General features: G+C 51.2%; 16 protein-coding genes. 12 read left to right on the top strand and 4 right to left on the bottom strand.

The features are described 5' to 3' along the window. The first annotated feature begins 118 nt into the window (after positions 1–118). The 3 genes from IEY24_RS08930 (at position 119) to IEY24_RS08920 (ending at position 4,768) form a co-directional block, all read left to right on the top strand. Positions 119–2,494, top strand: a complete 2,376-nt coding sequence (locus IEY24_RS08930; RefSeq protein WP_188930757.1) for a TonB-dependent receptor — start codon at positions 119–121, stop codon at positions 2,492–2,494. A 36-nt stretch (positions 2,495–2,530) separates the two neighbouring features. Then, positions 2,531–3,766, top strand: coding sequence for a DUF4374 domain-containing protein (locus IEY24_RS08925; protein ID WP_188930755.1), 1,236 nt, complete (start codon positions 2,531–2,533; stop codon positions 3,764–3,766). A gap of 126 nt (positions 3,767–3,892) precedes the next feature. Continuing rightward, complete coding sequence (locus tag IEY24_RS08920) at positions 3,893–4,768, top strand: helix-turn-helix domain-containing protein (RefSeq protein WP_188930752.1); 876 nt, start codon at positions 3,893–3,895, stop codon at positions 4,766–4,768. A 136-nt stretch (positions 4,769–4,904) separates the two neighbouring features. Here the strand turns inward: IEY24_RS08920 and IEY24_RS08915 are convergent, their stop codons facing one another. Both IEY24_RS08915 and IEY24_RS08910 read right to left on the bottom strand, forming a co-directional pair. Further along, a complete protein-coding gene (locus tag IEY24_RS08915) occupies positions 4,905–5,357 on the bottom strand; it encodes a hypothetical protein (RefSeq protein WP_188930750.1) in 453 nt (150 codons plus the stop codon). Between the two features lie 188 nt (positions 5,358–5,545). Beyond that, positions 5,546–6,067 carry a DinB family protein gene (locus IEY24_RS08910; protein WP_188930748.1) on the bottom strand — a complete coding sequence of 174 codons (522 nt, stop codon included), beginning with the start codon at positions 6,065–6,067 and terminating at the stop codon, positions 5,546–5,548. A gap of 168 nt (positions 6,068–6,235) precedes the next feature. On the opposite strand from IEY24_RS08910, the gene IEY24_RS08905 reads away from it, so the two are divergent. From IEY24_RS08905 to IEY24_RS08880, 6 genes are all read left to right on the top strand, one after another. Continuing rightward, positions 6,236–6,787, top strand: a complete 552-nt coding sequence (locus IEY24_RS08905; protein ID WP_188930746.1) for a hypothetical protein — start codon at positions 6,236–6,238, stop codon at positions 6,785–6,787. Between the two features lie 102 nt (positions 6,788–6,889). Beyond that, complete coding sequence (locus IEY24_RS08900) at positions 6,890–9,145, top strand: CRTAC1 family protein (protein ID WP_188930745.1); 2,256 nt, start codon at positions 6,890–6,892, stop codon at positions 9,143–9,145. Between the two features lie 163 nt (positions 9,146–9,308). Then, on the top strand, positions 9,309–9,890 hold the full coding sequence (locus IEY24_RS08895) for an RNA polymerase sigma factor (RefSeq protein ID WP_188930743.1): 582 nt from the start codon (positions 9,309–9,311) through the stop codon (positions 9,888–9,890). 103 nt (positions 9,891–9,993) lie between these two features. Beyond that, entirely contained in the window at positions 9,994–10,977 is a 984-nt protein-coding gene (locus tag IEY24_RS08890; RefSeq protein ID WP_188930741.1) for a FecR family protein, read from the top strand. A 320-nt stretch (positions 10,978–11,297) separates the two neighbouring features. After that, on the top strand, positions 11,298–14,780 hold the full coding sequence (locus IEY24_RS08885) for a TonB-dependent receptor (protein WP_229221659.1): 3,483 nt from the start codon (positions 11,298–11,300) through the stop codon (positions 14,778–14,780). Between the two features lie 35 nt (positions 14,781–14,815). Then, positions 14,816–16,600 carry a RagB/SusD family nutrient uptake outer membrane protein gene (locus IEY24_RS08880; protein WP_188930739.1) on the top strand — a complete coding sequence of 595 codons (1,785 nt, stop codon included), beginning with the start codon at positions 14,816–14,818 and terminating at the stop codon, positions 16,598–16,600. Positions 16,601–16,805: 205 nt separating this feature from the next. Here the strand turns inward: IEY24_RS08880 and rsgA are convergent, their stop codons facing one another. Then, positions 16,806–17,870, bottom strand: coding sequence for a ribosome small subunit-dependent GTPase A (rsgA, locus tag IEY24_RS08875; RefSeq protein WP_188930737.1), 1,065 nt, complete (start codon positions 17,868–17,870; stop codon positions 16,806–16,808). Positions 17,871–18,280: 410 nt separating this feature from the next. Between rsgA and IEY24_RS08870 the strand changes: the two genes are divergently transcribed. Beyond that, positions 18,281–19,153 carry a DUF4349 domain-containing protein gene (locus IEY24_RS08870; RefSeq protein ID WP_188930731.1) on the top strand — a complete coding sequence of 291 codons (873 nt, stop codon included), beginning with the start codon at positions 18,281–18,283 and terminating at the stop codon, positions 19,151–19,153. 61 nt (positions 19,154–19,214) lie between these two features. After that, positions 19,215–20,054, top strand: a complete 840-nt coding sequence (locus IEY24_RS08865; protein ID WP_188930729.1) for a hypothetical protein — start codon at positions 19,215–19,217, stop codon at positions 20,052–20,054. Here the strand turns inward: IEY24_RS08865 and IEY24_RS08860 are convergent. Then, positions 20,051–21,385 carry a hypothetical protein gene (locus IEY24_RS08860; protein ID WP_229221657.1) on the bottom strand — a complete coding sequence of 445 codons (1,335 nt, stop codon included), beginning with the start codon at positions 21,383–21,385 and terminating at the stop codon, positions 20,051–20,053. The two genes, IEY24_RS08865 and IEY24_RS08860, sit on opposite strands and share 4 nt — an antisense overlap. A 183-nt stretch (positions 21,386–21,568) precedes the next feature. Between IEY24_RS08860 and IEY24_RS08855 the strand changes: the two genes are divergently transcribed. Continuing rightward, on the top strand, positions 21,569–24,628 hold the full coding sequence (locus IEY24_RS08855) for a SusC/RagA family TonB-linked outer membrane protein (protein ID WP_229221655.1): 3,060 nt from the start codon (positions 21,569–21,571) through the stop codon (positions 24,626–24,628). Positions 24,629–24,630: the final 2 nt, after the last annotated feature.

Below are 24,630 nucleotides of genomic sequence, written 5' to 3'. Positions count from 1 at the left end.
CTACTTTTGCGACATTATTTAGAATAAGTCTACTTATTAATAAAAGCCAAGGGACTTATTCCCTCGCAGTTTGCTGCGCCGGAGCGCATTACCTATAAACGCTGAAACATTTAAAGCAATGCAAATTAATACAATTCTGCATACAGGGCTTCTTTGTGCCTTGTCGTTGGTCGCCTTTGCCCAGCAGGCCGATGTTATCCTCACAGGACAGGTCAGGTCGGAGGATGGTGAGACGCTTCCCGGCGCTTCGGTGAGCCTGAAAGGGACTTCGCACGGCACATTCACCAGCGCCAACGGAACGTATACGCTCGAACACGTCCGCCCTGGTTCCTATAAGCTGCTGGTTTCGTTTATGGGTTACCAGACTCAGACCAAAGACATTACCCTTAAAGCCGGTGAACATTTCAAACACAATGCCAGACTGGTTTCGGAAACCCGCGAACTGGAATCGGTTTCGGTGATAGGCCGGACGGAGACGAAGGAAATTAACCGCCAGGCTTATAATGTGACGGCTATTGATGCCAAAAAGCTCCAAAATTCCACACTCGACCTTTCCCATGCGCTCGACCGCGTGTCGGGGGTGCGTGTACGGGAGAGCGGGGGCGTGGGCTCCAACATGAATTTCTCGCTGAACGGCTTCACGGGCCGGCAGGTCAAGTTTTTCCTCGACGGCGTGCCTATGGATAACTTCGGTTCTTCATTTCAGCTTAATAACATTCCGATTAACCTTGCCGAGCGCGTGGAGGTGTATAAAGGCGTGGTGCCGATTTGGCTCGGCTCCGATGCATTGGGGGGCGCGGTGAATATCGTGACGAACACGCGGCAGAACAGCTACCTGGACGCTTCCTATTCCTACGGCTCATTCAACACCCACCGCACGACGATCAATGCGGGTTACACGGGTAAAAATGGTTTTACGGCCCAATTGAATGCATTTCAGAATTATTCGGACAACAATTATTGGATCACCGTCGATGTCGCGGACGTGAACACCGGCGAGTATTTCCGTAACCAGCGCCTCCGCAGGTTTCACGATACTTACCATAATGAAACCGTGATCGCAAATGTGGGTGTAGTGGGCAAGAAGTTCGCCGACAAACTTTTGCTGGGGATCACATTAGGGAAGAACAAGGCCGAAATCCAGACGGGCGCACGGATGGTGAGTGTCTTCGGGCAATGGCACCGCAAGGGCAACATTGTAATGCCGAGTTTGAAATACCAGAAGAAAGATTTGTTTGTGAAGGGTTTGAATGTAAATATCTCGGCCAATTACAACCTCGGCCAGGAGCAGAATGTGGATACGGTATACCGCCGCTACAACTGGTTCCAGCAATTCAAACAATACGAAGGGAAAGGTAGCGAACGGGAGCGGTCGCTGTACAAATTCCGGAACAACAACGGGCTGGCAACGGCGAATGTGACCTATCAGATCGATCCGCGGCATTCGATTACGATCAATAATGTATTCAACACATTTAACCGCAAAGGCCAGGACGAGCTTTTCCCTGAATCGGCGAAGTATGAGCAGCCGCGCGTCAACAAGAAGAATGTGCTGGGATTAGGCTACAAATTCGATTACAGCGAGCGTTGGAATACCTCTCTATTTCTCAAACATTTCTCGCAAAACAACAAGTTTTCAGTCTCTTACAACCCCACGGGCAACTGGGGCGATGAAGCGTTTTTAGTTCAAAAGAATGGTTTTGAAAAACTGGGATATGGTATCGCTTCCACCTATTTTCTTTTCAGGAATTTCCAGTTAAAAGGTTCATTTGAAAAGAGTTACCGTCTGCCCGAAACCGACGAGCTCTTCGGCGACCTGCTGAACCTGGAAGGCAACATCGAACTCGATCCGGAAACGAGCTACAATTACAACCTCGGTTTCAGCTACAATGGTGCGATCAACCGCATGCACCGGTTCAGCGTGGACGCCAATGTGCTCTACCGCGACGCCCAGGGCTTTATCCGGCCGCGCTTGAACGCCAACCAGACCAAACAGGTAATGGATAACCTGGCCGACGTGACCAACTTCGGCATCGATGGCGAAGTGCGCTACTCGTTCCGGCAGCTGCTCACGGCGGGCGTCAACCTTACTTACCAGAACCTGCGCAACAATACGCGCTTCGAGGAAGGTTACACCACTGAAAGCCCGCTCTATCGCGACCGTATCCCTAACATGCCGTTCCTGTTCGGCAATGCCGATGCTGCCGTTTTCTTCAAAGACCTTGGCAAGAAAGGCAACACGCTTACCCTTGGCTACAACCTGCTTTATGTACACGCCTATTACCTCTACTGGCCGAGCCTCGGCAGCGACAAGCTGGACATTCCGCAGCAGCTGAGCCACGATGTGAATCTGGTGTACGCCCTAGCCGACGGCAGATACAATGTCTCGTTGGAATGCAAAAACCTGCTCGACGCAAAGCTGTTCGATAATTTCAGCTTGCAGAAGCCTAGTAGGGGTTTTTACGTCAAATTTCGCTATTTCATCAGTAAATAATCTTTAATAATTCAATAATCCAATCAAAGTAAGAAAATGAAAAAGTCATATTTGAAATGGTTTTTCGCAGTGGGAGTGGGCGTCGCTTTGGGCGCGTGCAGCAGTGACGACGATACGACCAACCCGACGCCGGAACCGAGTACCGGTAGCCAGTCACGTTACGTGGTAGCTTCGGCACCAATCGGCTCCCAGGGCGTTGCCGATTATCTTCTGACCACGGGCGATCTTTCGCAGGGAACGATCAGCACGGTAGGGCAGGGTATCGAGCAGGATGGTTCTTACCGCTACTACCTAACGCATAAGGGCAAGTTTTTCAGCTTGCTATACGGCCAGGGAAACCCAGGTGCTGTCACCACATATGCATTGGATGAAAAAGGCGGGTTGGTGAAAACCTCCGATTTTCAGAGTGAAACTGTCCAGGTTTTTGCACCTGCGGGCGACGATATTCTCACTATCAAAGTTCCGAGAAGCGGTAACGAAAGCGCTTCATGGTTCCGCATTAATGCCGACCAGTCGAAAATCGTAGGCGAAGCCCAGGTGAACATCGTGAAACTCGCGGGCAATGGCGAGCGTGCGCACTTCACATGGGCCACGCAGGTAGGCGACAAGGTTTTTGCGCCTTACATGAGCATCAAAGGCGCTGCTCCCGACGTGTTCGGCACCGCATATCCCGACAGCAGCTGGATCGCCGTGTTCAATTACCCGGCGATGACGCTCGATAAGGTGATCAAAGACAACCGTACGAGCTTCATCGGTTCGTATTTCAACAATGGCTTGTCCGTGGATGAAAACGGAGATGTGTATGGTTTTTCTCCGGCATCGGCCACCAACAGTGGCGTAGCTACTACCACCAAGCCTTCGGCGTTTGTACGTATCAAGAAAGGAACGACGGATTTCGACAAGAGTTACTTCTTTAATGTGCAGGAAAAATCGGGTGGCTACAAAATCGCCAATCAGACCTATCTGGGGGGCGGCAAGTTCCTGCTCTATATGTATGGAGATCTGGGCAAGGCATCGGGAAGCAAGAAACTGGCCATCGCGGATGCTTACAATCAGAGATTTGCATGGGTAACCGGTGCACCGGACGCAATCGCTTCTTCGTCGGCTTCTTACAATAATAATACGGTCAGCGATGACAAAAAGAGCGTCTTTGTAGGCATCAATACCGATGCGGGAAGCTGGGTGTACACAGTGGATATTGCCACTGCGGCCGCCAGGCAGGGCCTCAAAGTCGAAGGCGGGGCCATTACCGCCATTGTCAAGGTCAAATAGTTTGGGTTTTAGGAGTACTACAAACCCCGCCGCAGCTGATTGGCCGGCGGGGTTTGTGTTTTGGAGGATGTGCGGCGGCTGCCGATATTTGAGGTCGCAAAGCGGGCAAAAAAGTGGGAAAGGGATATGGATTACACAGGTAGCAAGTCGATAGAGGAGCAGCATCACCAACAGCAGCGCACGGAATTTCCCCTGCACGACATGGGGGATGCCTTTTTTGCGATGGCTACCATCGAGGAAGGCGACGAACATTTTTTTAACGGCATTCACCGTCACGATTTTTATGAAATGTTGTGGTTCACCGACGTGGGGCCCGGACAGGCGCATTACATCGATTTCAATCGGTTCACTATCGAGCGCAATCAGGTTTTCCTGCTGCTGCCCGACCAGGTCCACAGTATGGACCGGCGCGACAAATGCGGTTTTCTGATCGCTATTTCCAAAGACTTTTTCGAGCGCCTCATCGGCAACGACATCTTCAAATTATTTAAATACTCCACCAATTTCTCCGTCACTATACCCGATTGCCGCCTGCCCGTTCTGAACGCCCTGCTGGACCTCATCCGCATTGAATATGAAGATGCCCAACGTCCGGCGATCCTGGAATCCTATCTCCGGAGCTGGTTTCTGCATTGCATTGAACTGCAAAAGGAGGGCGACGGCCTCTCTGCGGGTGATCCGCGGCTGCAAATGCTGCTGGAATCCATCGAAACCAACTACCGCAAGCAGCGCAAGGCTGATTTCTACGCCAACCAGCTCTCATTGAGCGCCAAACGCCTCAACGAACTTACCCGCGCCTCATTCGGGAAGACTGTCAGCCAGATGATCAACGAGCGTCTCATCCTCGAAGCCAAACGCGAAATCGGGTACCTGCGCAAGCCTATCAAAGAGATCAGCTACGAACTGGGCTTTTCGGAACCTGCCTATTTTACGAGGTTTTTCGGGAAACAGACAGGGTTTACGCCCGAGGAATTTCGTAGGCGGAATGTGGCGTTGATGTGAGGAGTGACAAAGCCACTTGCTTTTCCAGTATTATTTTATATATTCGAATATTCTTTGCAGTAGCAAGGAACCTACAAAGGTCTCAAACGCTGAACCCGTAATCAGCGTTTTTTTGTTTTTGCGGCTGTGGCGTGAATCAAAAATCAGAGTTGGTCCAGTCCGGGCTATTTTGAATAATTTGAATGGTCCGCTGGGACTGGATTTCATAAGCGGTAATAAATTTCGCCTTCAGATATCCCGTAAACCGGATCACAACAACGTAACTATCCTTAATAAACGCAACCCGCCGGGCGCCGTCATATTTTTTTCTTTCTCTATCCCATCCTTGTTTCAAAATTGCGTCAGGGTCGATCAGAGTGTCTTTAATCCAAAGCATTTTTTCAAGTCTGTTAAACGACAGTATTGATTTGTCTCTTGCTTTTCGGCTGTCGCTTTCATAAAAGGCATGATCGAACATGTCCTCGAAGAACTTAACATGAATATTATCAAGTGTGTAAATAGGTCTGGATGGATCGCAATACTCCTCTTTCCAAAGCTGCCGGAGCTCTTGCTCAGTCATCGCATGCGGCTTTATTTTTTTGTAACCCATATTATCCGCCACCTTACAACTTTGTCGTCAAACAATATTTTTTCTTGCAAGTTGAGCGTTGGGTTTTTGCTTTTGGACAAACCATCCATCTGATATTGCGGTTAGGCTTGCGGCTGCAATATCTTATTTTTCTTTTTGCGATTTGCTACCACTAAAAAGTCTATGTAAGCCGGTTATACATTGCAATTTCACCCCACCCGCAACCCAAAATCGAATCGCCCGCTCACCACCCTTCGTAAAATCCCGATCTGTCCGCAGTGGTACATGGTGTGCTTCACATTCCAATCAATAGCTTCAAACTTGTTGGTGGCGACGGGATGCGGAATAGAAATGGGTTCCAACGGGTTTTCAAGCTCTTCCAATGTGACGGTCGAAAGGATTTCCAGTGATTTCTGCTGCATGATTTTCAAGTCGGTGAGCAGCTTTTCGGGCGTGAACATGCCGACGGACTGTGCTGCCCCGGCGATGGTGAAGTAATCGCTGTAATCCTTGATGGGCAATTGGCGCAGGATATCCATTTGATGCCCGCGGATGACCATGATGGTGTGAAAGTAGTGGCTGACGATCAAGTGCCCGACTTGCCAGTTGATGCTGGATTCGATGGTGTCGGGAATGATCTCCCATTTCTCGAATGGTATGTTTTCGATGAGCTTGTTGGTCCACTCGTAGGAGTTCGCATTCTGGTGGATGAGCAGTTCAATGGTGTTCATGTTTTTGGCTGGCTGAAAAGGAAGTGGAATCCCAATGTATCGTATTTCCGGTAAGTGTTTGCAAGTCACCAATGGAAAATTATGAGACACGCAATTAATGGAAATATTGATAGAATATTTATGACGAATTTTTTTACAAAAACGCCTACATTTGATAAAAACTGACTGGTGAAAAAGGCCTTTTCCATTCTCATGTGCGCTTTGCTGCTCTACAATATCATGGGCTTTCCGCTCGTGTATTGGATAGGGGAGTATTTTGCGGATGGACAGCGTGGCGAAGTTTCGTCGGGATCTGTCGCGCCAGGGGATTTCCTGATCCTGAAAATCCCCATCATGGTCCCCTACCAGACTGACTGGCAGGTTGCCGAACAAGCCGAAGGGCGTTTGCGGCGTGGGGATGATTTTTATCAGATTGTAGAACAACAGCTGCTGAACGACACCCTGTATGTGAAATGCAAGCTGGATCTTTCGGCCAAAGACCGTTACCTCGACCTCGTTTCGCATGTAGACAAGCACGTGAAAGGCGGCGTCACCGACGGCAAAGGCAAAACGCCGCATTTGCTCAAAAACTTCTTAAAGGATTATCTCACGTTCAACAGGAAGCATTGGTTTTTTGTGATTGACTGGATCCCGACAGCGACCAGCTTCAAAGGAATCGTCCTGAACTTCCCTTCCCTATGCCTGCGCGTCGCGTCACCGCCGCCGAGGCCATTTTTTTGAAATACCACCATACATGAGAAACCCTTTACCGCCGTTCGCCGTGTCGGTAAGCGGGGTGCGTGTATGCGTTGTTTTATCAAAAATAAGGCTAACACATAGAATATGAGGCAAAAAATTATACTTTTTACCGTCCTGCTGACAGGCGCGCTGGCAATAAGCCTGTGCACGAAGCCAACCTCGGAGGACAAGATGCTGAGCTTGTTGCAGGAGTCGAAGCAAAGGGCATTTAACTACCAGAACAATTTCAGTCCGGACGCCCAGCTGCTTTACCTCGATTCGCTCCTCAAAGCCATACCGCCAGGTGAAGCGGCGCAGCAATTCAGGGTAAAGCACTTTAAGGCCAATATACTGCTGCAACTGGGCAGGCCCGACGATGCGATCGCTATCCTCAGACAGCTGGAACGGAATCCGGGCCCGTTCATGGCTTTGCCCGGCGTCATGCGGAAGGTAACCGACGACATGGCTGTGGCATATCTGCGCTTTGGTGAGCAGATCAACTGTATCAATAACCATTCTGTGGATGCGTGCATCCTCCCGATCAGGAATGGGGGTGTGCACAGCAATACCAAAGGGTCGAAAGGGACAGTTGATATTTATAAAAGAATGCTCTCCGAAAAACCGGATGACTACGAAGCATTGTGGCTGCTTAACATTGCGTATATGACCTTGGGTCAATACCCGGCACGCGTGCCCAAAACGATGCTGATCCCCTCGATGGATGCCGACGACCCCGTAGCTGTAAAGCCATTCGAGGACATCGCGCCGGATTTGAAACTGGATGTCAAAAACATGGCTGGTGGGGTGATTACCGAGGATTTTGATAACGATGGTTTCCTGGATATGGCGATGTCGGGCTGGGACCTTAGCGAGCCGATGCATTATTTCAAAAACAATGGCGATGGGACCTTCACGGATAAGTCGGAGCATTCGCGGCTGAGCAAGTTCACCGGGGGATTGCACATGACGCAGACCGACTATAACAACGATGGCTTTAAGGACATTTTCGTTTTGCGCGGCGCGTGGCTGGGCAGTCCGTATGGCGACCAGCCGAATTCGTTGCTTCGGAACAATGGCGACGGCACATTCACCGACGTCACGATCGACGCTGGACTGCTTTCCCACCACCCGACGCAGACGGCTACCTGGAACGATTTCAACAACGACGGCTGGCTCGACGTGTTTATTGGCAACGAAACTACCATCGGCGCCAATTACCACCCGTGCGAACTGTATCTGAACAACAAAAACGGCACATTCACGGAAGTGGCCAAGCAGACGAAAACGGATGTGGCTGCATTTGTAAAGGGCGTAACCTCGGGCGATTACGACAACGACGGCTGGAACGACCTCTTTATTTCCACACTCAGCGGTCGCCGTTTTCTGCTTCGGAACAAAGGGGCCGCCAACGGCGGGATCAGTTTTGAAGATGTTACTCAGGCTGCCACGCTCGACCAGGATCAGAACCGCAGCTTCGCGACCTGGTTTTGGGATTATGACAACGACGGCTGGCAGGACATTCTCTGTGGTGATTACACGATGGATTATGCATTGAGCTACTACGCGGCTGCCGAGCGGCTGGGTAACTCGCCGAAATTCCACGGCCAGCCGGTACTTTACCATAACAACCACGACGGTACATTCACGAACGTCACCAAAGCAATGGGACTCGATAAAACCGGCTTCGCAATGGGCGGTAATTTCGGGGATATTGATAATGATGGTTACCTCGATATTTTCATTGGAACGGGTAATCCGAGCTACAAGTCGCTGATTCCTAATAAAATGTTTAAAAATATCGGGGGAAAAGGTTTTGCGGATGTGACTACCTCCGCGAAAGTCGGCAGCCTGCAAAAGGGGCACTCGGTAGCATTTGCGGACATGGACAATGATGGCGACCAGGACATTTACATCGAAATGGGTGGCGCATACATTGGCGATGCATACCAGAACTCATTTTTCATGAACCCGGGCCAAAGCGCCAATAACTGGATTTCCGTCAACCTGGAAGGGGTAGCGGCCAACAAGGCGGCCGTCGGTTCCCGGATTAAGCTGACCTTCACTGAAAATGGTCAAAAGCGGAGCGTCTACCGTGTCGTGTCTTCCGGAGGTAGTTTCGGTTCTCAACCATTCAAGCGGGAGATCGGGCTGGGGCAGGCTCGGACGATCGATGAGGTCGAAATCCGCTGGAACGGCAGCGGAAAGGTGCAGAAGCTGCAAAATATCGCAGCGAATCAGTTCATTAAAATCCGAGAAGGAGCTGCCGCACCGGAGAAGGTATTAATCAAAAAACTGACTTTCAAACATTCGGAAAAGCACGAAGCACCGGTTTGCTTGCCGGTAGCGAAAGCGTCGATCTGATCATTTTTTTCAAAACTCCGCGGAACGAGGCTGCCTGGTCTGTTCCGCGGGGTTTGTTTTGTCAGGTGGACAATTATTATGTTTTATATCATTAAATTGTAAACCCCATCCGCTTTACCAGGTAGTAGCCATACATTTTTTTAACGCTTTACGTTTGCCGCCCGTGAACCATCCATACAGCAGCTATTCCGAACAGGCCCTGATGACGCTGATATGCGAGCAGGACGAGGAGTTGGCGTTCAGGGAGTTGTACCGCAGGCATGTGCGCCTGCTCGTGCATACGGCCATCCGAAAAACGGGCGTCAAGGCCATCGCCGAGGACCTGGTGCAGGAAACTTTCGTGAAGTTCTGGTTGGGTCGTCACCGGTTCGACATTCAAAAAAATATCCAGGCTTACCTCAATGGCACGCTTCGCCATTGCATTATCAACTACTACCATCAGGAGCAGCGCCAACAGGTTTTTACGCTTGAAAATGACGACTTTCTGCCCGACAATGTCACAGCCGAGAATCTGGATTTCAATACCCTCAATGAATTCTACGAGCAGTCGCTGCTCAAATTGCCCGAAAAATGCCGGGAGGTTTTCACGCTCAGCCGCAAGGGGTACAGCCTCAAAGAAATAGCTGCGCAGCTGGAAATTTCGGAGAAAACGGTAGAGGCGCACATCAGCAAAGCGCTGAAAATCCTGCGCGTGGAGATGAAAGATTATATCGCGCTGGCGCTCCTATTGCTGCCTCTCATTTGACGCATCCAATTTTTTGAAAAAAAATTACTATTGGAGTAAGGGTTGTACCTGCTTTTCCGGGACTGTACTGTTAGATGATTAATAAGTGTAAAAATTACACCTAATGAGAAAGCCCCCGTTATCTCCTGAAACCCTTAGAAAGTATCTAGCCAACGAATGCACGGACGAAGAGCGTCGTCTGGTGAATGAATGGTACCAGCATTTGGACCTCGCAGCCGATGAGCCATTTGCCGATGCCGACGAAGACCGGTTGTATCGCCGCATCAAATCGTACCTCTCGGAGTTGCGCAAAAGCGACGAGCAAGCGAGGCCGGTAGTCAGCCTGTGGAGCTACATTGGCCGCATTGCCGCCGTGCTCCTGATTGGCCTCGGTTTGCTTTATTTTTTGTACCAAAGACCAGCGGATGTCGCACAAATTGCCAGGCCAGATGGCGATTGGGTGACATTCACCAATAAAAAGCCGAAGATCGTACCGCATATGCTGCCCGACAGCACGGTTATCTGGCTACATCCGGGCGCTCAGGTTTCACGTGCGCATCCATTTGTGAACCGACATGTGACATTTTCCGGTGAAGGTTTTTTCGATGTAAAACCCGATGCTTCGCGGCCTTTCGTGATCCATACGGGCGATTTGGAGACGAAAGTACTGGGCACAAGCTTCAACGTGCGGGCCATTCCGGGCGAAGGAACATTCAAGGTATCCGTTGCGACGGGCCGCGTGGAAGTAAGCGATGTTAAAAAGAAAGAGAAGGTGGTATTGAAACCGGAACAGGAAGTGGTTTTTGAACCCGAAAACAAACGCCTGGAAGTGCTGGCCGTGCAGGAAAAGGCTTCGGACAAGGAGTTATGGCAATCGGCGTCCCTGGTATTCAACGACACCCCGATGAACGAAGTCGCCCAGCGCTTAATGCAAACCTTTCACGTAAAAATCGGCTTTGCGGATGATGGTCTGGCCGACTGCCGATTGAAAGTAGATTTTACCGACCAGCGCCTGCCCGAAATTCTCGAAATGATCGATACGCTGCTTGGAAGCACCTATCGTATCGACGGCGAAAGTATTACGCTGAAAGGTCAGGGGTGCAAGTAATTGTATTTCGGTGTGTTGCGTGCACAATCTCACGGGGTTTTGCACGAGAGATGTTAAGGTGCAGCGCACCATAATATTTGCAGGGTTTTCGGTAGGACATATTCTCTAGAATTGAATCAATTAATTTAAAATCAACCCATCATGAAAACATAGCTACCCATCATCCAGCATTTTTAGCCATAAAAAAATCAGGAGTGGTTACGACACCCCTGATAACGACGGGCTAAAATATCCCGGAACGTGCGGTTCACAGGCTCGCCCGAAGGCAGGCTTGGCAGGATAACTATTGTCTGAATTTTAACCCAGTCAAATGTAAAATTATGAAAAAACCTTTTCATCCATGGCATAGATTGCTACTCCATATCATGCGCCTGACTTTTTATCAGTTACTGTTGATCAGCCTGTTCTCGGTAGTGGCCGTGGCGAGTCACTCGCCGGCCCAGGAACTGCTGAACCGCGATGTGACCCTGGACCTCAGGAATGTCACGCTGAACGAGGCCCTTACCCGCCTCGAACAGGGCACGAAAGTGAAATTTGCGTACAGCAGCGGTTTGGTCAACCTCCAAAAGACCGTCAGCGTCGATGCCCGGCAGGAAAAGCTTTTTGCGGTACTCGACCGGCTGCTCCTGCCGCTGGACATCAACTACCGTGTGCGAAACAACCAGATATTACTTTCCCGCGCACCTAAAAAAACAAGCGAAATTCCGGCTGCGGCATCCGCCGAAAGCCTGGCCGCGACAGCCGACCGGACGGTAAAGGGTACCGTCACCTCGCCCGAAACCAACGAGCCGCTACCTGGCGTGAGCATTATCCTGAAAGGTACTCAGCGCGGCACGACCACCGATGTCTCGGGTAAATTTCAGCTCGATGTGCCGGACGAAAATGCGACGCTGATCTTCTCATTTGTGGGTTACCTTTCGCAGGAAGTGATCGTTGGCAACCGTACCGACCTCGCCATCGCATTGCAGCTCGATACGAAGGCGCTGGACGAGATTGTGGTTGTTGGGTATGGTACGCAAAAGAAGTCGACATTGACAGGCTCCATCGCGTCTGTGAAGGGCAGCGAGATTTCTGAAAACCCGGTCCCTAATATTTCCAACTCCATTGCCGGCCGCGTGGCGGGTGTGAGCATGCGGCCCAACGGTGGCCAGCCCGGTTCCGATTCGCCTGAAATACACATCCGGGGCATTGGTACCACGGGAAATAACAAGCCGCTTGTGGTAGTGGACGGAGTGATCCGCGATAATATCAACCAGATCGATCCCAGTTCCATTGAGACTGTCACCGTGTTGAAAGATGCCGCGGCTGTTGCACCATACGGTTTGGGCGGCGCAAACGGGGTATTATTGATTACCACCAAAAAGGGTGCTACCGGTGCTCCGACACTGTCGTTCAGCACCTATTATGGTACTCAGACACCGACCTATTATCCCAAAATGCTGAGCGCGCAGGATTATATGCGGCTTAAAAATGAGGCTTATTTAAATGAAAACCCAACCGGAACCCAGCTGCCATTCGCGACAGACCTGATCGAGAACTATGCGAACCTGAACCGTGAGGACCCGGACAAATACCCCATCAGCAACACAAAAGACCTGGTAAACATGAATGCACCGATGCAGAATTACACTTTGCAGCTCAGCGGTGGTTCCGACCGGATCAAGTACCAGACGGGTCTCGGCTTCCTGAAACAAAACGGGATGTTCGATCCGGTGAAGTACATGCGTTACAGCTACAATATGAACCTGACTGCCGAAGCGACGAAAACCACAACGGTTTCACTTTCGGTGATCGGTTCTGTGGAGCGGGTATCCTCGGTAGACACTGCAGTATCGGCGGGTAATTTGTTCCGTAATGGCTTCAAATACGTGCCGATACGCTCGCTTTATTACAGCAATGGTTTATGGGGAGAATTTGCAGGAAACTCGCCCGTAGGTATTCTGAAAGCGGGTTATACTAAAAATTCGAACACTACCTTGCTGACAACGATCGCTATCGAGCAAAAACTGCCGTTCATCAAAGGGTTGAGTATTAAAGGTACATTCAGCTATGACCCCAGCCAGCGAACCAAGAAGGGCTACCACAAGCCATTCTATTATTATACCCAGGATCTGACGACCACTCCCTACACCTACAAACGCGAGATTTCGACCGCGGAAGGGGGCGCGGCGGCATTCTCCTGGCTGGCGCAACAGTTTATCAAAACCCAGACATTTACCTACCAGGGTTATCTCAATTACCATAATACATTCGGAAAGCACGACTTCACCGGTCTGCTTGTGGCCGAAGCCCGGAACAACACCTATGAGCTGTTTTCGGCCCGCCGCAACAACTTTGCCGTGGATGTGGACGAGCTGAATATGGGTAGTTCCAACAAAAACGACTTCGATAATGGTGGAACTTCCTCGACCGGCAGCCAGATCGGTTACGTGTACCGTGTGGGTTATGCTTATGCTGGCAAGTATTTGCTTGAAGCTTCGGGGCGTTACGACGGCCACTACTACTTCGCGCCGGGCAAGCGCTGGGGCTATTTCCCAGCATTCTCGGCGGGCTGGGTTATTTCGGAGGAGAATTTCATTAAAAACGGCTTCAACTGGATCGATAACCTGAAAGTGCGCGGCTCGTGGGGTAAGTCGGGGAATTTGGCGGGTACGGCGTTCCAATACCTGACCGGCTATAACCTGAACGGCAACGCCTACGCATTCGGCCCGGGGTCGATGGTGCAGGGTGCCGTAGTGCCGAACGAAGCCAATAAAAACATTACCTGGGAGATTTCTACCAAAACCGATATTGGTCTCGAAGCATCGTTATGGCGTGGTTTGTTAACGATCGAGGCGGATTACTTCCATGAAAAACGCACCGGAATGCTCCTTCCGCCCGCGGTGAGTGTGCCGGTCGAATACGGGCTGGCATTAGCTGATGAAAATGGCGGGACCATGGAAAACAACGGCATTGAACTGAGCCTCGGTACCAACTACCGCTTTCAGAACGACCTCAGGCTGGGCGTCAATGGCAATGTAAGTTATGCCAAAAACAAAATGATCAAGGTCTTCGAAACCGCCGCGACGCGCAACAACCCGAACCGCAGCCGTACCGGAAGGGCATTGGGAACGCAGTTTGGCTATAAAACAGACGGTATCTTCTCTACCGAGGACGATAAGAACGACGATGGCCTGATCAACACCGCCGATGGCTATAATGTCACCCAATTCGGTGCGTTACGCCCCGGCGATATTCGATATGTGGACGTTAGCGGCCCGCAGGGCGTTCCGGATGGCAAGATCGATTCGAATGATGAAGTAGTGATTGGCAAGCCCGTTTATCCGCTGCTCACCTACGGATTAAATGCTACTGCCGACTGGAAAGGCTTCGACCTGAACCTGTTCTTCCAGGGCTCGTCACTCGCCAGCCTGGACATCCGTCAGTTTCAGACCATTCCATTCAATAATAACAATAGTAATTCGAGCTACGAATATTACGACAACCGCTGGACGCCCCAGACGCAGGATGCCCGCTACCCGCGCGCTACCCAGGCACCTTACGCGAACAACACCCAGCTTTCGAATTTCTGGATGACGAGCACGGCACATTTGCGCCTCAAAAATGCGATCATCGGCTACACGCTGCCAAAAAGCCTCACACGCGCCATCGGCATCCAGAACGTACGCGTGTATGCGTCGGGTCAAAACCTGCTTACGTTCAGTAAGTTGAAGTTCATGGACCCCGAAGTAGGCTATACCGACCGCGAAACCGCTTATCCGAACCAGAAAGTGTATGTGTTTGGGCTTAATGTGACATTCTGATTAGTAGTGACGGTACCGCAAAAACATTCAAACCAATGAAAAAAATAAAATATACCATTTCGCTCGCGTTGCTGGCTATGGGTCTTTGCACGACGTCCTGCAACGAGGATTTTCTCGAAAATGATATCAAAAGCCGCCTGACCGAGGATATGCAATGGTCGTCCGAAGGCAATGCCGACCTGGTACTGAACGACATTTACGCTGTTCTATCCAACAAATGGAACTCGCCGGATAACCTCGACAATTTCACCGACGACAACGACGCGGGTTTCTACTGGAAGTCGTATTCGTGGCGGCAGGGCATCGTGGACCCGGCCGTGAATAACGGGACACCGATGGACCACGCAAATGGCAATGCCACAGACTACGCTTCGTGGGCGGCTGGTTTCCTCAAAATCCGCAAATGCAACCTGTTTATCCAGAAAGTGACCGAAAACTCGGCCAATTTCTCGGAGGCCTACCGCAAAAAGCGCATCGACGAGGTGCGGTTTATGCGGGCCTATTATTACAGCGAGCTGTTTATGCACCTTGGCGGCCTGCCGATCATCACGGAAGTTCTGGACCGCAATACGATGGGAGAGGAGGAGCTTTACCGTCCCCGCGCTACATTCGAGGAGACATTTAACTTTATTACCAAAGAGTTGGGTGAGATTGTCGCCAACAAAGCGCTTCCCGTCAAATATAACAATGGCGATGCGGATGCGGGTCGCGCGACGCTCGGTGCGGCACTGGCGCTCAAAGGGTGGCTGGAACTTTACGCTGCCAGCCCCGCATTCAATGCGGCCACTCCGGCAGCCGGTGCGGACCCCAACAAGCTTGTAGGCTTCGGTAATTTCGATGCCAAACGCTGGGCTACGGCCGCGGCCACGAACAAGCAGTTTATGGATACTTACGGTGGTACTTATGCCTTGTTCCCGGATATTAATGCATTCTGGTGGGAGAAGAACGAGTACAACCCGGAGGTGATCTGGGACCGGCAGGTGGTGTCGGTAATCATGGGTTCCAACTACGAGCAGTACGGTGGCCCGGTGTGGATCGATGGCGTGTATTACACCTGGGGCAATTACTGCCCGACGCAGGAACTCGTGGATCAGTTCGCGATGGCCAATGGCAAACCCATTTCCGACCCGACTTCCGGTTATGATCCGCAAAAACCCTACGTAAACCGCGAAAAGCGTTTCTATGACTTCATCGTTTACGACGGCGCGCCTTACAAACAGGATTGGATGGCCAAAACCGACACCATCTACACCCGCATTGACAAGGTAAGGCCTTCTAAAAACCAGATCGATTTCGGTACCGACGACGTGGGAAATACGGGTTATTATTTCAAAAAGAAAATCAACCCGTTGAAGCCACGCGGGGGCGCAGCTAGTGGGCAGAACTACGTGTATTACCGTTATGCGGAAGTGTTGCTGAACTATGCCGAGGCCCAGAATGAGTCGGTTGGCCCGGATGCATCGGTATATTCGGCCGTTAATGCGATCCGCAAGCGCTCAAACCTGCCGGAATTGCCAGCCGGCCTGACCAAAGAGACAATGCGCCAGGCGATCCGTCGCGAGCGCCGGGTGGAGCTATGTTTCGAAGCCAAGAGGTTCTACGACATCGTCCGCTGGGTGATTGCCGAAGACGTTATGAACAAAGATTTTCACGGGATGAAGATCACCAACACCTCACCGGCCGATAACAAAGGTAAATGGGTGTACGAAGTCGTCGGGCTGAACCACCCCCATGTTTTTACCAAAAAAATGTACATGAACCCGGTGCCGCAACCGGTTGTGGATCAGAACAAAAAGATCGTCCAGAACCCCGGTTACTGAACCGGCCCAGCAACCCCGGCGGCTTCCAGGCGCCGGGGTTTTTTATTGTCTGCATGATTTTACAAATACCGTATAATCGGTGATCTGGGCAAAAGCATTAGAGAATCGGGCCCAACTGCCTTTTAGCAGGGTCCGGTCTCCGGACATGATTTCATTGTAGTTTGAGTAAAGAGAGGGGCGGCATGTTCCTCTTTTTCTTTTCAACTTAATATTTCCGTTGCTTCCGGTGTTGAACTACCTGCTTGGCGATCTTGCCAAACTGCCGTTCTACCCGCTTACGTTCGACGGAGTCTGTCTGGTAATGTGCCTGTTCCCGGCTGATTTTAAGATAACTCTCATAAACCTCACGCGGAAGCTCGCCATCGCGCACCGCGGCCGCTACCGCACAGCCGGGCTCGTGCCGGTGCGTGCAATCGTGGAACCTGCATGCTGCCGAAAGGGCCGCCAGCAGCGGATGGTAATTCATGCCCTGGTCGTCGGATCCGAGCGTCACACCAAATTCACGCATACCCGGCGAGTCGATCAGCATCGCGCCGGACGGCAGTCTCACCAGGTTCCGCGAAACTGTCGTGTGCTTGCCTTTGTGGTTGAAATCACTCACCGCGCCCTCTTCCTGCAAGCGGTAACCCAGCAATGCATTCACCAGCGTACTTTTGCCCACGCCCGAGGAACCGATGAGCACGTACGTTTTACCGGTCAGCAAATGTTCGGCTGCCCATTCTTGCAATCCTTCATGGCCCGTCGCGCTCAGCAGCAGCACCGGGCATTCGTATCCTAATGCGATCACTTCCCGCCGGTAACTTTCCGGGTCGGCGACGAGATCCTGCTTGTTCAGAAGCACTACGGGTTGAATGTCGCATTGCATGATCTGCACAATGTAGCGCTGCAACCGCATCGGGTTAAAATCACGGTCGAGGCCCTGCACGATGAACGCCGTGTCGATATTGGTCGCAATCACCTGTTTTTCTGTTGTCCTGCCAGGCATTTTGCGGCTCAGTTCGTTGATCCGCGGTAGCACGGAAACGATAATGCCCTCATTGTCATAAGCTTTCAATGCGACCCAATCGCCCACCTTGGGCAAGTCCCAATTGTCGGCACCGTTCATCAATGCGCCGGAAAGCATGGCGTCGGCTGTGCCATTGGCGGTGATGAGCTTGTGGCGGAAACCTTCGATGGCGGTAATGCGTCCCGGTTCGAGTCCTTGGGCCTGGTAAGTAAGGAAATGTTGTTCAAAATGGGTGTTCCACCCGTATGAAGTTAAAGATGTCATTGAGTAAAGTCTGAGCTATGGGCAGCACATCACCTGTCCGCGCGCATAGCGTGAGGAAATATTGATCAAAGCAGGGGATTGTCGCGGGTCCCGAAAAGAAGTTAATTCAGAAGACCGGCGTCAGGCTGCAATGTCAGCAGATGGGCGATATGTAGTTTCAGACCTTGACATATTGGCAACAAAGGTAGGGAATAATTTACATATCAGCCCCGCCGGGGCCGAAATGGCGGAGGAGCGTAGATACAATAAAGAGAGTGAGGCCGGTAATAATAACCTGGCGTTCATCCTTCCTTGCCGGTTGTTCATCGGTTTGCGTGTTATCTCGTTTCATCTGAAATTTTTATAGCAAGTCCTATTGCATTTATTCAGTTATAAATATATATTAAAGAAAATTAAATATAAAGATAGCCATGAAACGACTTTGGTTAATTTCGATCATGTGGTTGGCGCTCGCCGGATGTAGCGGGCCGAAGGAAGAGGACGCTTCGGTAGCTAACTTGATAGAGGTCGCACCGCAATCTCCGGATCAAAACAAAGCGATTGAATCGGTTGCGGAAGAAGCACCGACGGAGGAAGTAGAAGGAGCCGCAAGCGGAGTTGTTGCCGACAAAAAATTCATTAAGACCGGTCGCATTGAATTTGAAACCGACGATGCGGAGGCCACGCGTAAGACGATTATGGCGTCCGTGAAGGCCAATAGTGCTTATGTGAGCCGGGACGACGAAAATCGTAGCGTTGATGCCGTCAGCTTTACGATCGTTGTGCACGTACCGGCTGCCCGTTTCGAAACGTTTCTTGCTTCGGCGACAAGGGGGATCACCGACTTCCGGGAAAAATCCATATCCATTGAGGATGTGACGGCCCAATACGTCGATACGGAATCGAGGCTGAAAACGAAAAAAGACATAGAAAACCGCTACCGCGCATTACTCACCAAGGCGAATACGGTGAAGGATATTTTGGAAATCGAAAGGGAGCTGGGCGAGATCCGGACAGATATTGAAGCGACCGAGGCGCTGTTCCGGCAACTGCAAGGTGACATCAAATATTCGACCTTGCATATCGTCTTCTTCAAGCCTATCGACACATCGAACCCGTTTCTCAAAGAGCTGGCCGATGCATTCAAACAAGGCGTAGGGAATCTCCGGTCTTTCGCCGTGGTGCTGGTGGCGATCTGGCCGTTTGTGTTGCTCACTGCCGGAGTCGTGGTGATGTTGAACTGGGTAAGAAAAAAGAGGAAAAATGAGGCAAAAAAGGAAAAGGCCAGGCTATCTTCGGAGTAACCGCAATGCAACGTTTTGGGAGGCATGATTGTCTCCCAAAACAAAACTTGCTTTCCGCCTTATGAAACGATTGCTCCACACCGCATTACTGCTTTGGCTTGCACTTTCTACCGGTTGCAAAGACCGGGATGAATTGAACGTCATGAACGACCAGGGCCTGGGACTTTACTGGCATCACGAAGCCGACGGCGAGAGAGGCAGGCACCTGCTCATGAGTTTTATAAACGAGAAACCTTCTACCGATAAATTTGACTATAAGTTCGACTTTGAGGTTCAGGGGCGGGTGATTGATGTCCGTCTGGTTGAAAAGATCCCTAGAGGGAAATGTCCGGTGTTCCCTAGTCCGAGCGGCGATCAATGCCATTCGTGGGGAAATATTTACATTCCCGAAAGCGCGCTTTCCGACGGTACTTACCAGTTTAGACTTCAAACAGGCAAGGCGATAGTGACTTCTGAATTGGTAGTCGGGCGCAACCAGTATGAGATGAAAGTCCCCGTTAATCCTTACTTCACGAACAACATACCATTTGTTTATGCAATCCCGAAAAACATCGTTTTCGGATCAATATCCTATTTTGGCTTAGCTGACGGCCTGCTTGCCAATGCGTTGATCGACGATTTGACGAATGCGGGACTTAAACCGGCGAATGTCCCCGTCCATCCGTATCAATATCTAAGGGAAGACCAACTGACGCATTTGTCGAAGTCGTTTTCCGAACCCGACAGTTACAGGATCAACCTCGTTTTCAGTTGGGACGGTGATTTTGAAAAGGTCGCCGAAATTTGTAAAAAGCATTTTGAATTATCGAAAAAGCGGCTTGGAATCGGTTTATGGCACAGCAATTTCATGGAGCAGATTAATGGCGAGCAATACGGTACATTCAGTGTGTATTTGCGCTAAAAATTGCCCGCAAACCGCTTGCCTGTTTTCAAATCCTTCAACCGCACGGATCGCACGGTACCAATGCCGGCAAACATGATATCCAGCCCGTAAATGTGCCTTAATGCCTTCTTATAAGTGTTTTTGTAAACCACCCGGTCATTGATCAGCAATGTGGCCCGGCGATTTACGACTTTCATCGCGATGGTACCTCCTGCGGTGAGGTCGGCGCCGAGGAAGTTGGGGCCTTCGGAGCGGCCGTCTCTATGCAGTTCCGAAAATTGCAATTTACTCCAATGCACGCAGCCAGGTTTCATGATATCGACCATATGACTGGACGAATCCCCATACACGGTTAGCCGCACCTGCGAGCAGCGCACGCCCGGTCGCGGGGGGGAGGCTTTCACGTCCACCAGGAGTTCGAAGTTGTCGCCGTCGATACCGGTAAGGTGGGTGTTGATAAAATTGACAAAGAATGTCCGGTTGGTATCGACGCCAGCTCGGGCTATTTCTCTGGCGCTGATGCTGTTGTAGCCCTTCACGAAAAGGTTTGGCGCTTCGATGGGGTATACGCGCGTGGTGTCGTACATCATGTTTGCGGTGGCAGTCCACCCACTTGTGTGCAAGAAAACGGGTACGGTATCCAGTGCGATGCCGGCCTTTTTTAACACGGCAAAATAGCGCCCGGGTACTTCGTAGTAATGCGAATAAACGCTGTCCTTTGCATTCAGCTGCGTTTTGTCGGCATCACCGTATTCGATTGTATATTCATTTGTAAGCCGGGAAACACTGCCGAAATTCCTCAACACAAAAACCGCCGAATGCGGATTATCGCCCTCCGGATTTTTACAAAACAAGGTTATTGCCGCTTCTTTGTCTTGCCAAAACAAAAACCCGAGCAAAGCTCCAACGGCGATCAGAATCAACGCAAAAATAGCCGGCAGTATCTTATGCGCCTTGGATTTCCCCGCGTGTAGCCGTGGCAATGGCTGGTCAACCGGCGGAAGGATTACAGGCTGAGTGTCGGGCCGTTGTGGCAGCCGCATGGGTTGCTGCGTCGACTGTGCATGGATGAGCTTATCCCAATCCGGAAACCCCACGTATTGGGCCAGGGCATCGCGCGTGGCCCTCTGAGGATAGTACCGCGCATCCGTTTTTATTTTCCCGAAAATCCTTTTCAAAGTGTTCGGGCTGATCTGTACCTGCGTCTTTTTATACAGGATATGGCTAAGCCTGATGAAATCGCTGTTCGTCCATTCCTGGCTGTCGGGCTTGCCGTAGGTGTCGGCCACAAGTTGACAACAGTGATCGAGGAGGTCTAATGTGCTCGCCTTGTCTTGTCCATTCTCCATAATACTCATACAATAAACTTCTGTATGTCAGCTTTTTAGGTTGTCCATAATTTTGGATAGCGAACTGGCTAAGCGCATTCTAAAATCTTCGTATTGTCCAATTTTATATTTACTCACTCAAATTTTTGATCTGTTCCGTTCGGAGCTCCGGGCGGCATGAAAACCTAAATATTGGAAAAAAATATGCGACAAAAAATTCTACTTGGCTGCGCCGTGTTGTTTGCTTCCATGGGACCGCTGATCGCCCAGGTGCGGCAGCTTACCGGCAAAGTGACCGACGAGGGCGCGAAAGACCTGCCCGGCGTGAGCATCGTCATTAAGGGTACCCAACGCGGGACGGTTACGGATGCGAATGGCGGCTATGCGCTCGCGCTGCCCGACGACGAACCCGTTACGCTTACATTCTCTTTTGTAGGCTACCAAAGCCAGGACATTGCACCCGGCAACCAGACAAAGCTGGATGTAACCCTCAAACAAAGCGATAATGCCCTTTCGGAAGTAGTAGTGGTAGGCTACGGCACCCAAAAAAAGAAAGACCTCACCGGCGCTATTTCGTCGATCGGTGCACGTGATGTGGGCGGTCGGCAGACATTGCAGGTGTCGGATGCCTTGCAGGGCAGCGTAGCGGGCGTTTCAGTAACCCGAAGCAGCGGTGCGCCCGGCTCGGGTTCAAGCATCCTCATTCGCGGTATTACCACGATCGGCACCAACAGTCCGCTGGTGATCGTCGACGGCGTGCCGGTGGCCAGCATCGATAACGTGAACCCCGGAGATGTAGAGAACATTACGGTGCTGAAAGACGCGGCTTCGGCCGCCATTTACGGCTCGCGCGGCGCGGCCGGCGTCATTCTGGTCACCACCAAACGTGCGAAAAGCGGGCAGGGGAGCCTGGAATATACCTACGAATACGGCGTGCAGCGCGCTACGGCCACACCTGAATATGTGGGCGTACAGGACTATATGCGGTATTTCAACGAGCAGGCCGTCAACGATGGTGCCACTGCCGGGCCGTTCGCCGATGCTTACGTCGCTTCCTACCTCGACAGCAACCGCGTAAATCCCGATCGTTTCCCGAACACCGATTGGCAAAAAGCCATCCTTACGCGGAAAAGCGCCCCAAGGCAGCGCCATGACCTGGTTTTCACCATGGGGACGGGTAAAATCAAAACCAAGGCGTCGCTCGGCTACGCGAATTCCGGTGCGTTCTATGATAACCGTTCGTACGACCGGTACCTCTTCCGTGTGAATAATGATATGCAGGTGAACGACAAGATCAGTGTTAACCTGGATGTTTTTTACAAAAGGACAACGAACAAAGGCAATGGTAACGAGCTTCCCAACAGTGCTTATAATCCCATTTACGAAGCACGGATAATGCCGCCTATTTATGATGATGTATATGAAAACGGCAAGCTGGCAGTAGGTAAGGACGGCCGCAACCCGCTCGCACAGCTCCGCGAGGGTGGGTTTACACGGCAGCTATATAACCAGTTGGGAGGCCGGATGCAGTTTAACTTCAAACCAGTTAATGGCCTCACGCTCACCGCATTGGTAGCCCCAGTGTTCGATTTTGATAAAACCAAATACTTCTCGAAGCAAATCCGTTTCACGAATCCCGACGGTACGGTGGGCACGGTGGTGAACCAGGCAAGGACGGTGTTGAACGAAGGCCGGTCGGAAGGGGTGACGATCAACGGACAGATACTGGTGAATTATGCGAGGGAGTTCAATGCAATGCATTCGATTGATATTCTGGCGGGTTTTGAGGAAAACTACCGCTCGCAGGAATCGTTGGGGGCGTCGCGCAGCGGGTTTGCATTGACGGGCTTTCCTTACCTCAATTCGGGCTCTACGGAACTGCGCGATAACAGCGGCAGCGCGAACGAATCTGGCCTGCATTCGTTTTTTGGCCGCTTGCAGTACAATTTCAAAAGCAAATATTTCATTCAGGGAAATTTGCGTTCGGATCTTTCGTCACGGTTTGCATCCCAATACCGGAAGGCCGTTTACCCTTCCGTCTCTGCCGGGTGGACAATTTCCGAGGAGCAATTTCTTAAAAGCACGCGCTGGCTCTCGTTCCTGAAGTTGCGTGGCTCGTGGGGTAAAGCAGGTAATGAGAGGCTGCTCGATAAGGATGGCAACCCGGCCTATTATCCCTACATGGCCACCATCGACTTCTCCAACGCATTATTTTATCAAAATGGAGGTGTAGTGCCCCTCACCGGCGGTGCGCAACAGGTGTACGCGGTTGAAAATATCAGCTGGGAAACGAGCCGGACAGCCGATATCGGCCTCGACGCTGCGTTCCTGAACGACCGGCTGACCTTGGGAGCGGATTATTACAAAAAGACGACCACAAACATCCTCCTGCCGCTCGATATCCCGCTTTACCTCGGTTACGACAAACCCAACCAGAACGCCGGAACCCTGAACGTGAAAGGTTGGGAGCTGGAACTTGGCTGGCGTGACCGCATCAACAAGCTCAATTACTCCGTTTCGGCGAATTTATCCGATGCCAAATCGACGGTAGGGGATTTGAAGGGCACCGAATTCCGTGGCGATCAGATCGTCCGCAACGGCAGCCAGTATAACGAATGGTTTGGGTATGTTTCAAATGGGCTATTCCAAACGGTGGACGAAATCAAAGGGGCGCCGGTGCTCAATGTGACTACCAGGCCCGGGGATGTACGCTACATGGACGTAAACAAAGACGGCAAAATCACAACCGACGATAAAGTGCTGCTGGGTGGCGCATTGCCGCGTTACCTGTACGGAGGAAATCTGCGGGCCGATTATGAGGGTTTTGATGTGGGTTTGACATTCCAGGGCGTTGCCAAAAAGCTCTCACGCCTGAGCTCGGAGGTGACTCAGCCATTCTCGGAAGCATTTGGCAATATGCCTGCCGAAATGGTAGGTAAGTTCTGGAGTAATACTAATACACCCGATCAGAACCTGAAAGCGACCTATCCAAGGCTTTCGCGGACGTCCAATGCGGCCAACTATGCACTTTCGGACTACTGGCTGATGAGCGGCACCTATTTTCGCGTGAAAAACCTCACATTGGGCTACACCCTGAAACAGGATGTGCTGAAAAAGACCGGCGTGCAGTCGGTGAGGCTCTACCTTTCGGCCAACGACGTATTCTCGCTCAGCAAGTTTCCCAGGTACCTCGACCCTGAATCGGGCAGCTATTCGTACCCGATCGTCGCGACCTTCATGGCCGGTGCCACTATCCGGTTTTAGCA

The sequence above is a fragment of the Dyadobacter endophyticus genome (genome assembly GCF_014641595.1).
Taxonomy (GTDB): Bacteria; Bacteroidota; Bacteroidia; order Cytophagales; family Spirosomataceae; genus Dyadobacter; species Dyadobacter endophyticus.
Note: the sequence above shows the minus strand (reverse complement) of the source record. Positions and strands in the feature narration are given on the sequence as shown.

Bases quoted from the DNA above. Each gene is read 5' to 3' on its own strand.
- IEY24_RS08870 (WP_188930731.1), top strand. From the start codon at position 18,281: ATGAAACGACTTTGGTTAATTTCGATCATGTGGTTGGCGCTCGCCGGA.
- IEY24_RS08890 (WP_188930741.1), top strand. From the start codon at position 9,994: ATGAGAAAGCCCCCGTTATCTCCTGAAACCCTTAGAAAGTATCTAGCC.
- IEY24_RS08915 (WP_188930750.1), bottom strand. From the start codon at position 5,357: ATGGGTTACAAAAAAATAAAGCCGCATGCGATGACTGAGCAAGAGCTC.
- IEY24_RS08900 (WP_188930745.1), top strand. From the start codon at position 6,890: ATGAGGCAAAAAATTATACTTTTTACCGTCCTGCTGACAGGCGCGCTG.
- IEY24_RS08885 (WP_229221659.1), top strand. From the start codon at position 11,298: ATGAAAAAACCTTTTCATCCATGGCATAGATTGCTACTCCATATCATG.
- IEY24_RS08910 (WP_188930748.1), bottom strand. From the start codon at position 6,067: ATGAACACCATTGAACTGCTCATCCACCAGAATGCGAACTCCTACGAG.
- IEY24_RS08860 (WP_229221657.1), bottom strand. From the start codon at position 21,385: ATGGAGAATGGACAAGACAAGGCGAGCACATTAGACCTCCTCGATCAC.
- IEY24_RS08855 (WP_229221655.1), top strand. From the start codon at position 21,569: ATGCGACAAAAAATTCTACTTGGCTGCGCCGTGTTGTTTGCTTCCATG.
- IEY24_RS08925 (WP_188930755.1), top strand. From the start codon at position 2,531: ATGAAAAAGTCATATTTGAAATGGTTTTTCGCAGTGGGAGTGGGCGTC.
- IEY24_RS08865 (WP_188930729.1), top strand. From the start codon at position 19,215: ATGAAACGATTGCTCCACACCGCATTACTGCTTTGGCTTGCACTTTCT.
- IEY24_RS08930 (WP_188930757.1), top strand. From the start codon at position 119: ATGCAAATTAATACAATTCTGCATACAGGGCTTCTTTGTGCCTTGTCG.
- rsgA (WP_188930737.1), bottom strand. From the start codon at position 17,870: ATGACATCTTTAACTTCATACGGGTGGAACACCCATTTTGAACAACAT.
- IEY24_RS08920 (WP_188930752.1), top strand. From the start codon at position 3,893: ATGGATTACACAGGTAGCAAGTCGATAGAGGAGCAGCATCACCAACAG.
- IEY24_RS08880 (WP_188930739.1), top strand. From the start codon at position 14,816: ATGAAAAAAATAAAATATACCATTTCGCTCGCGTTGCTGGCTATGGGT.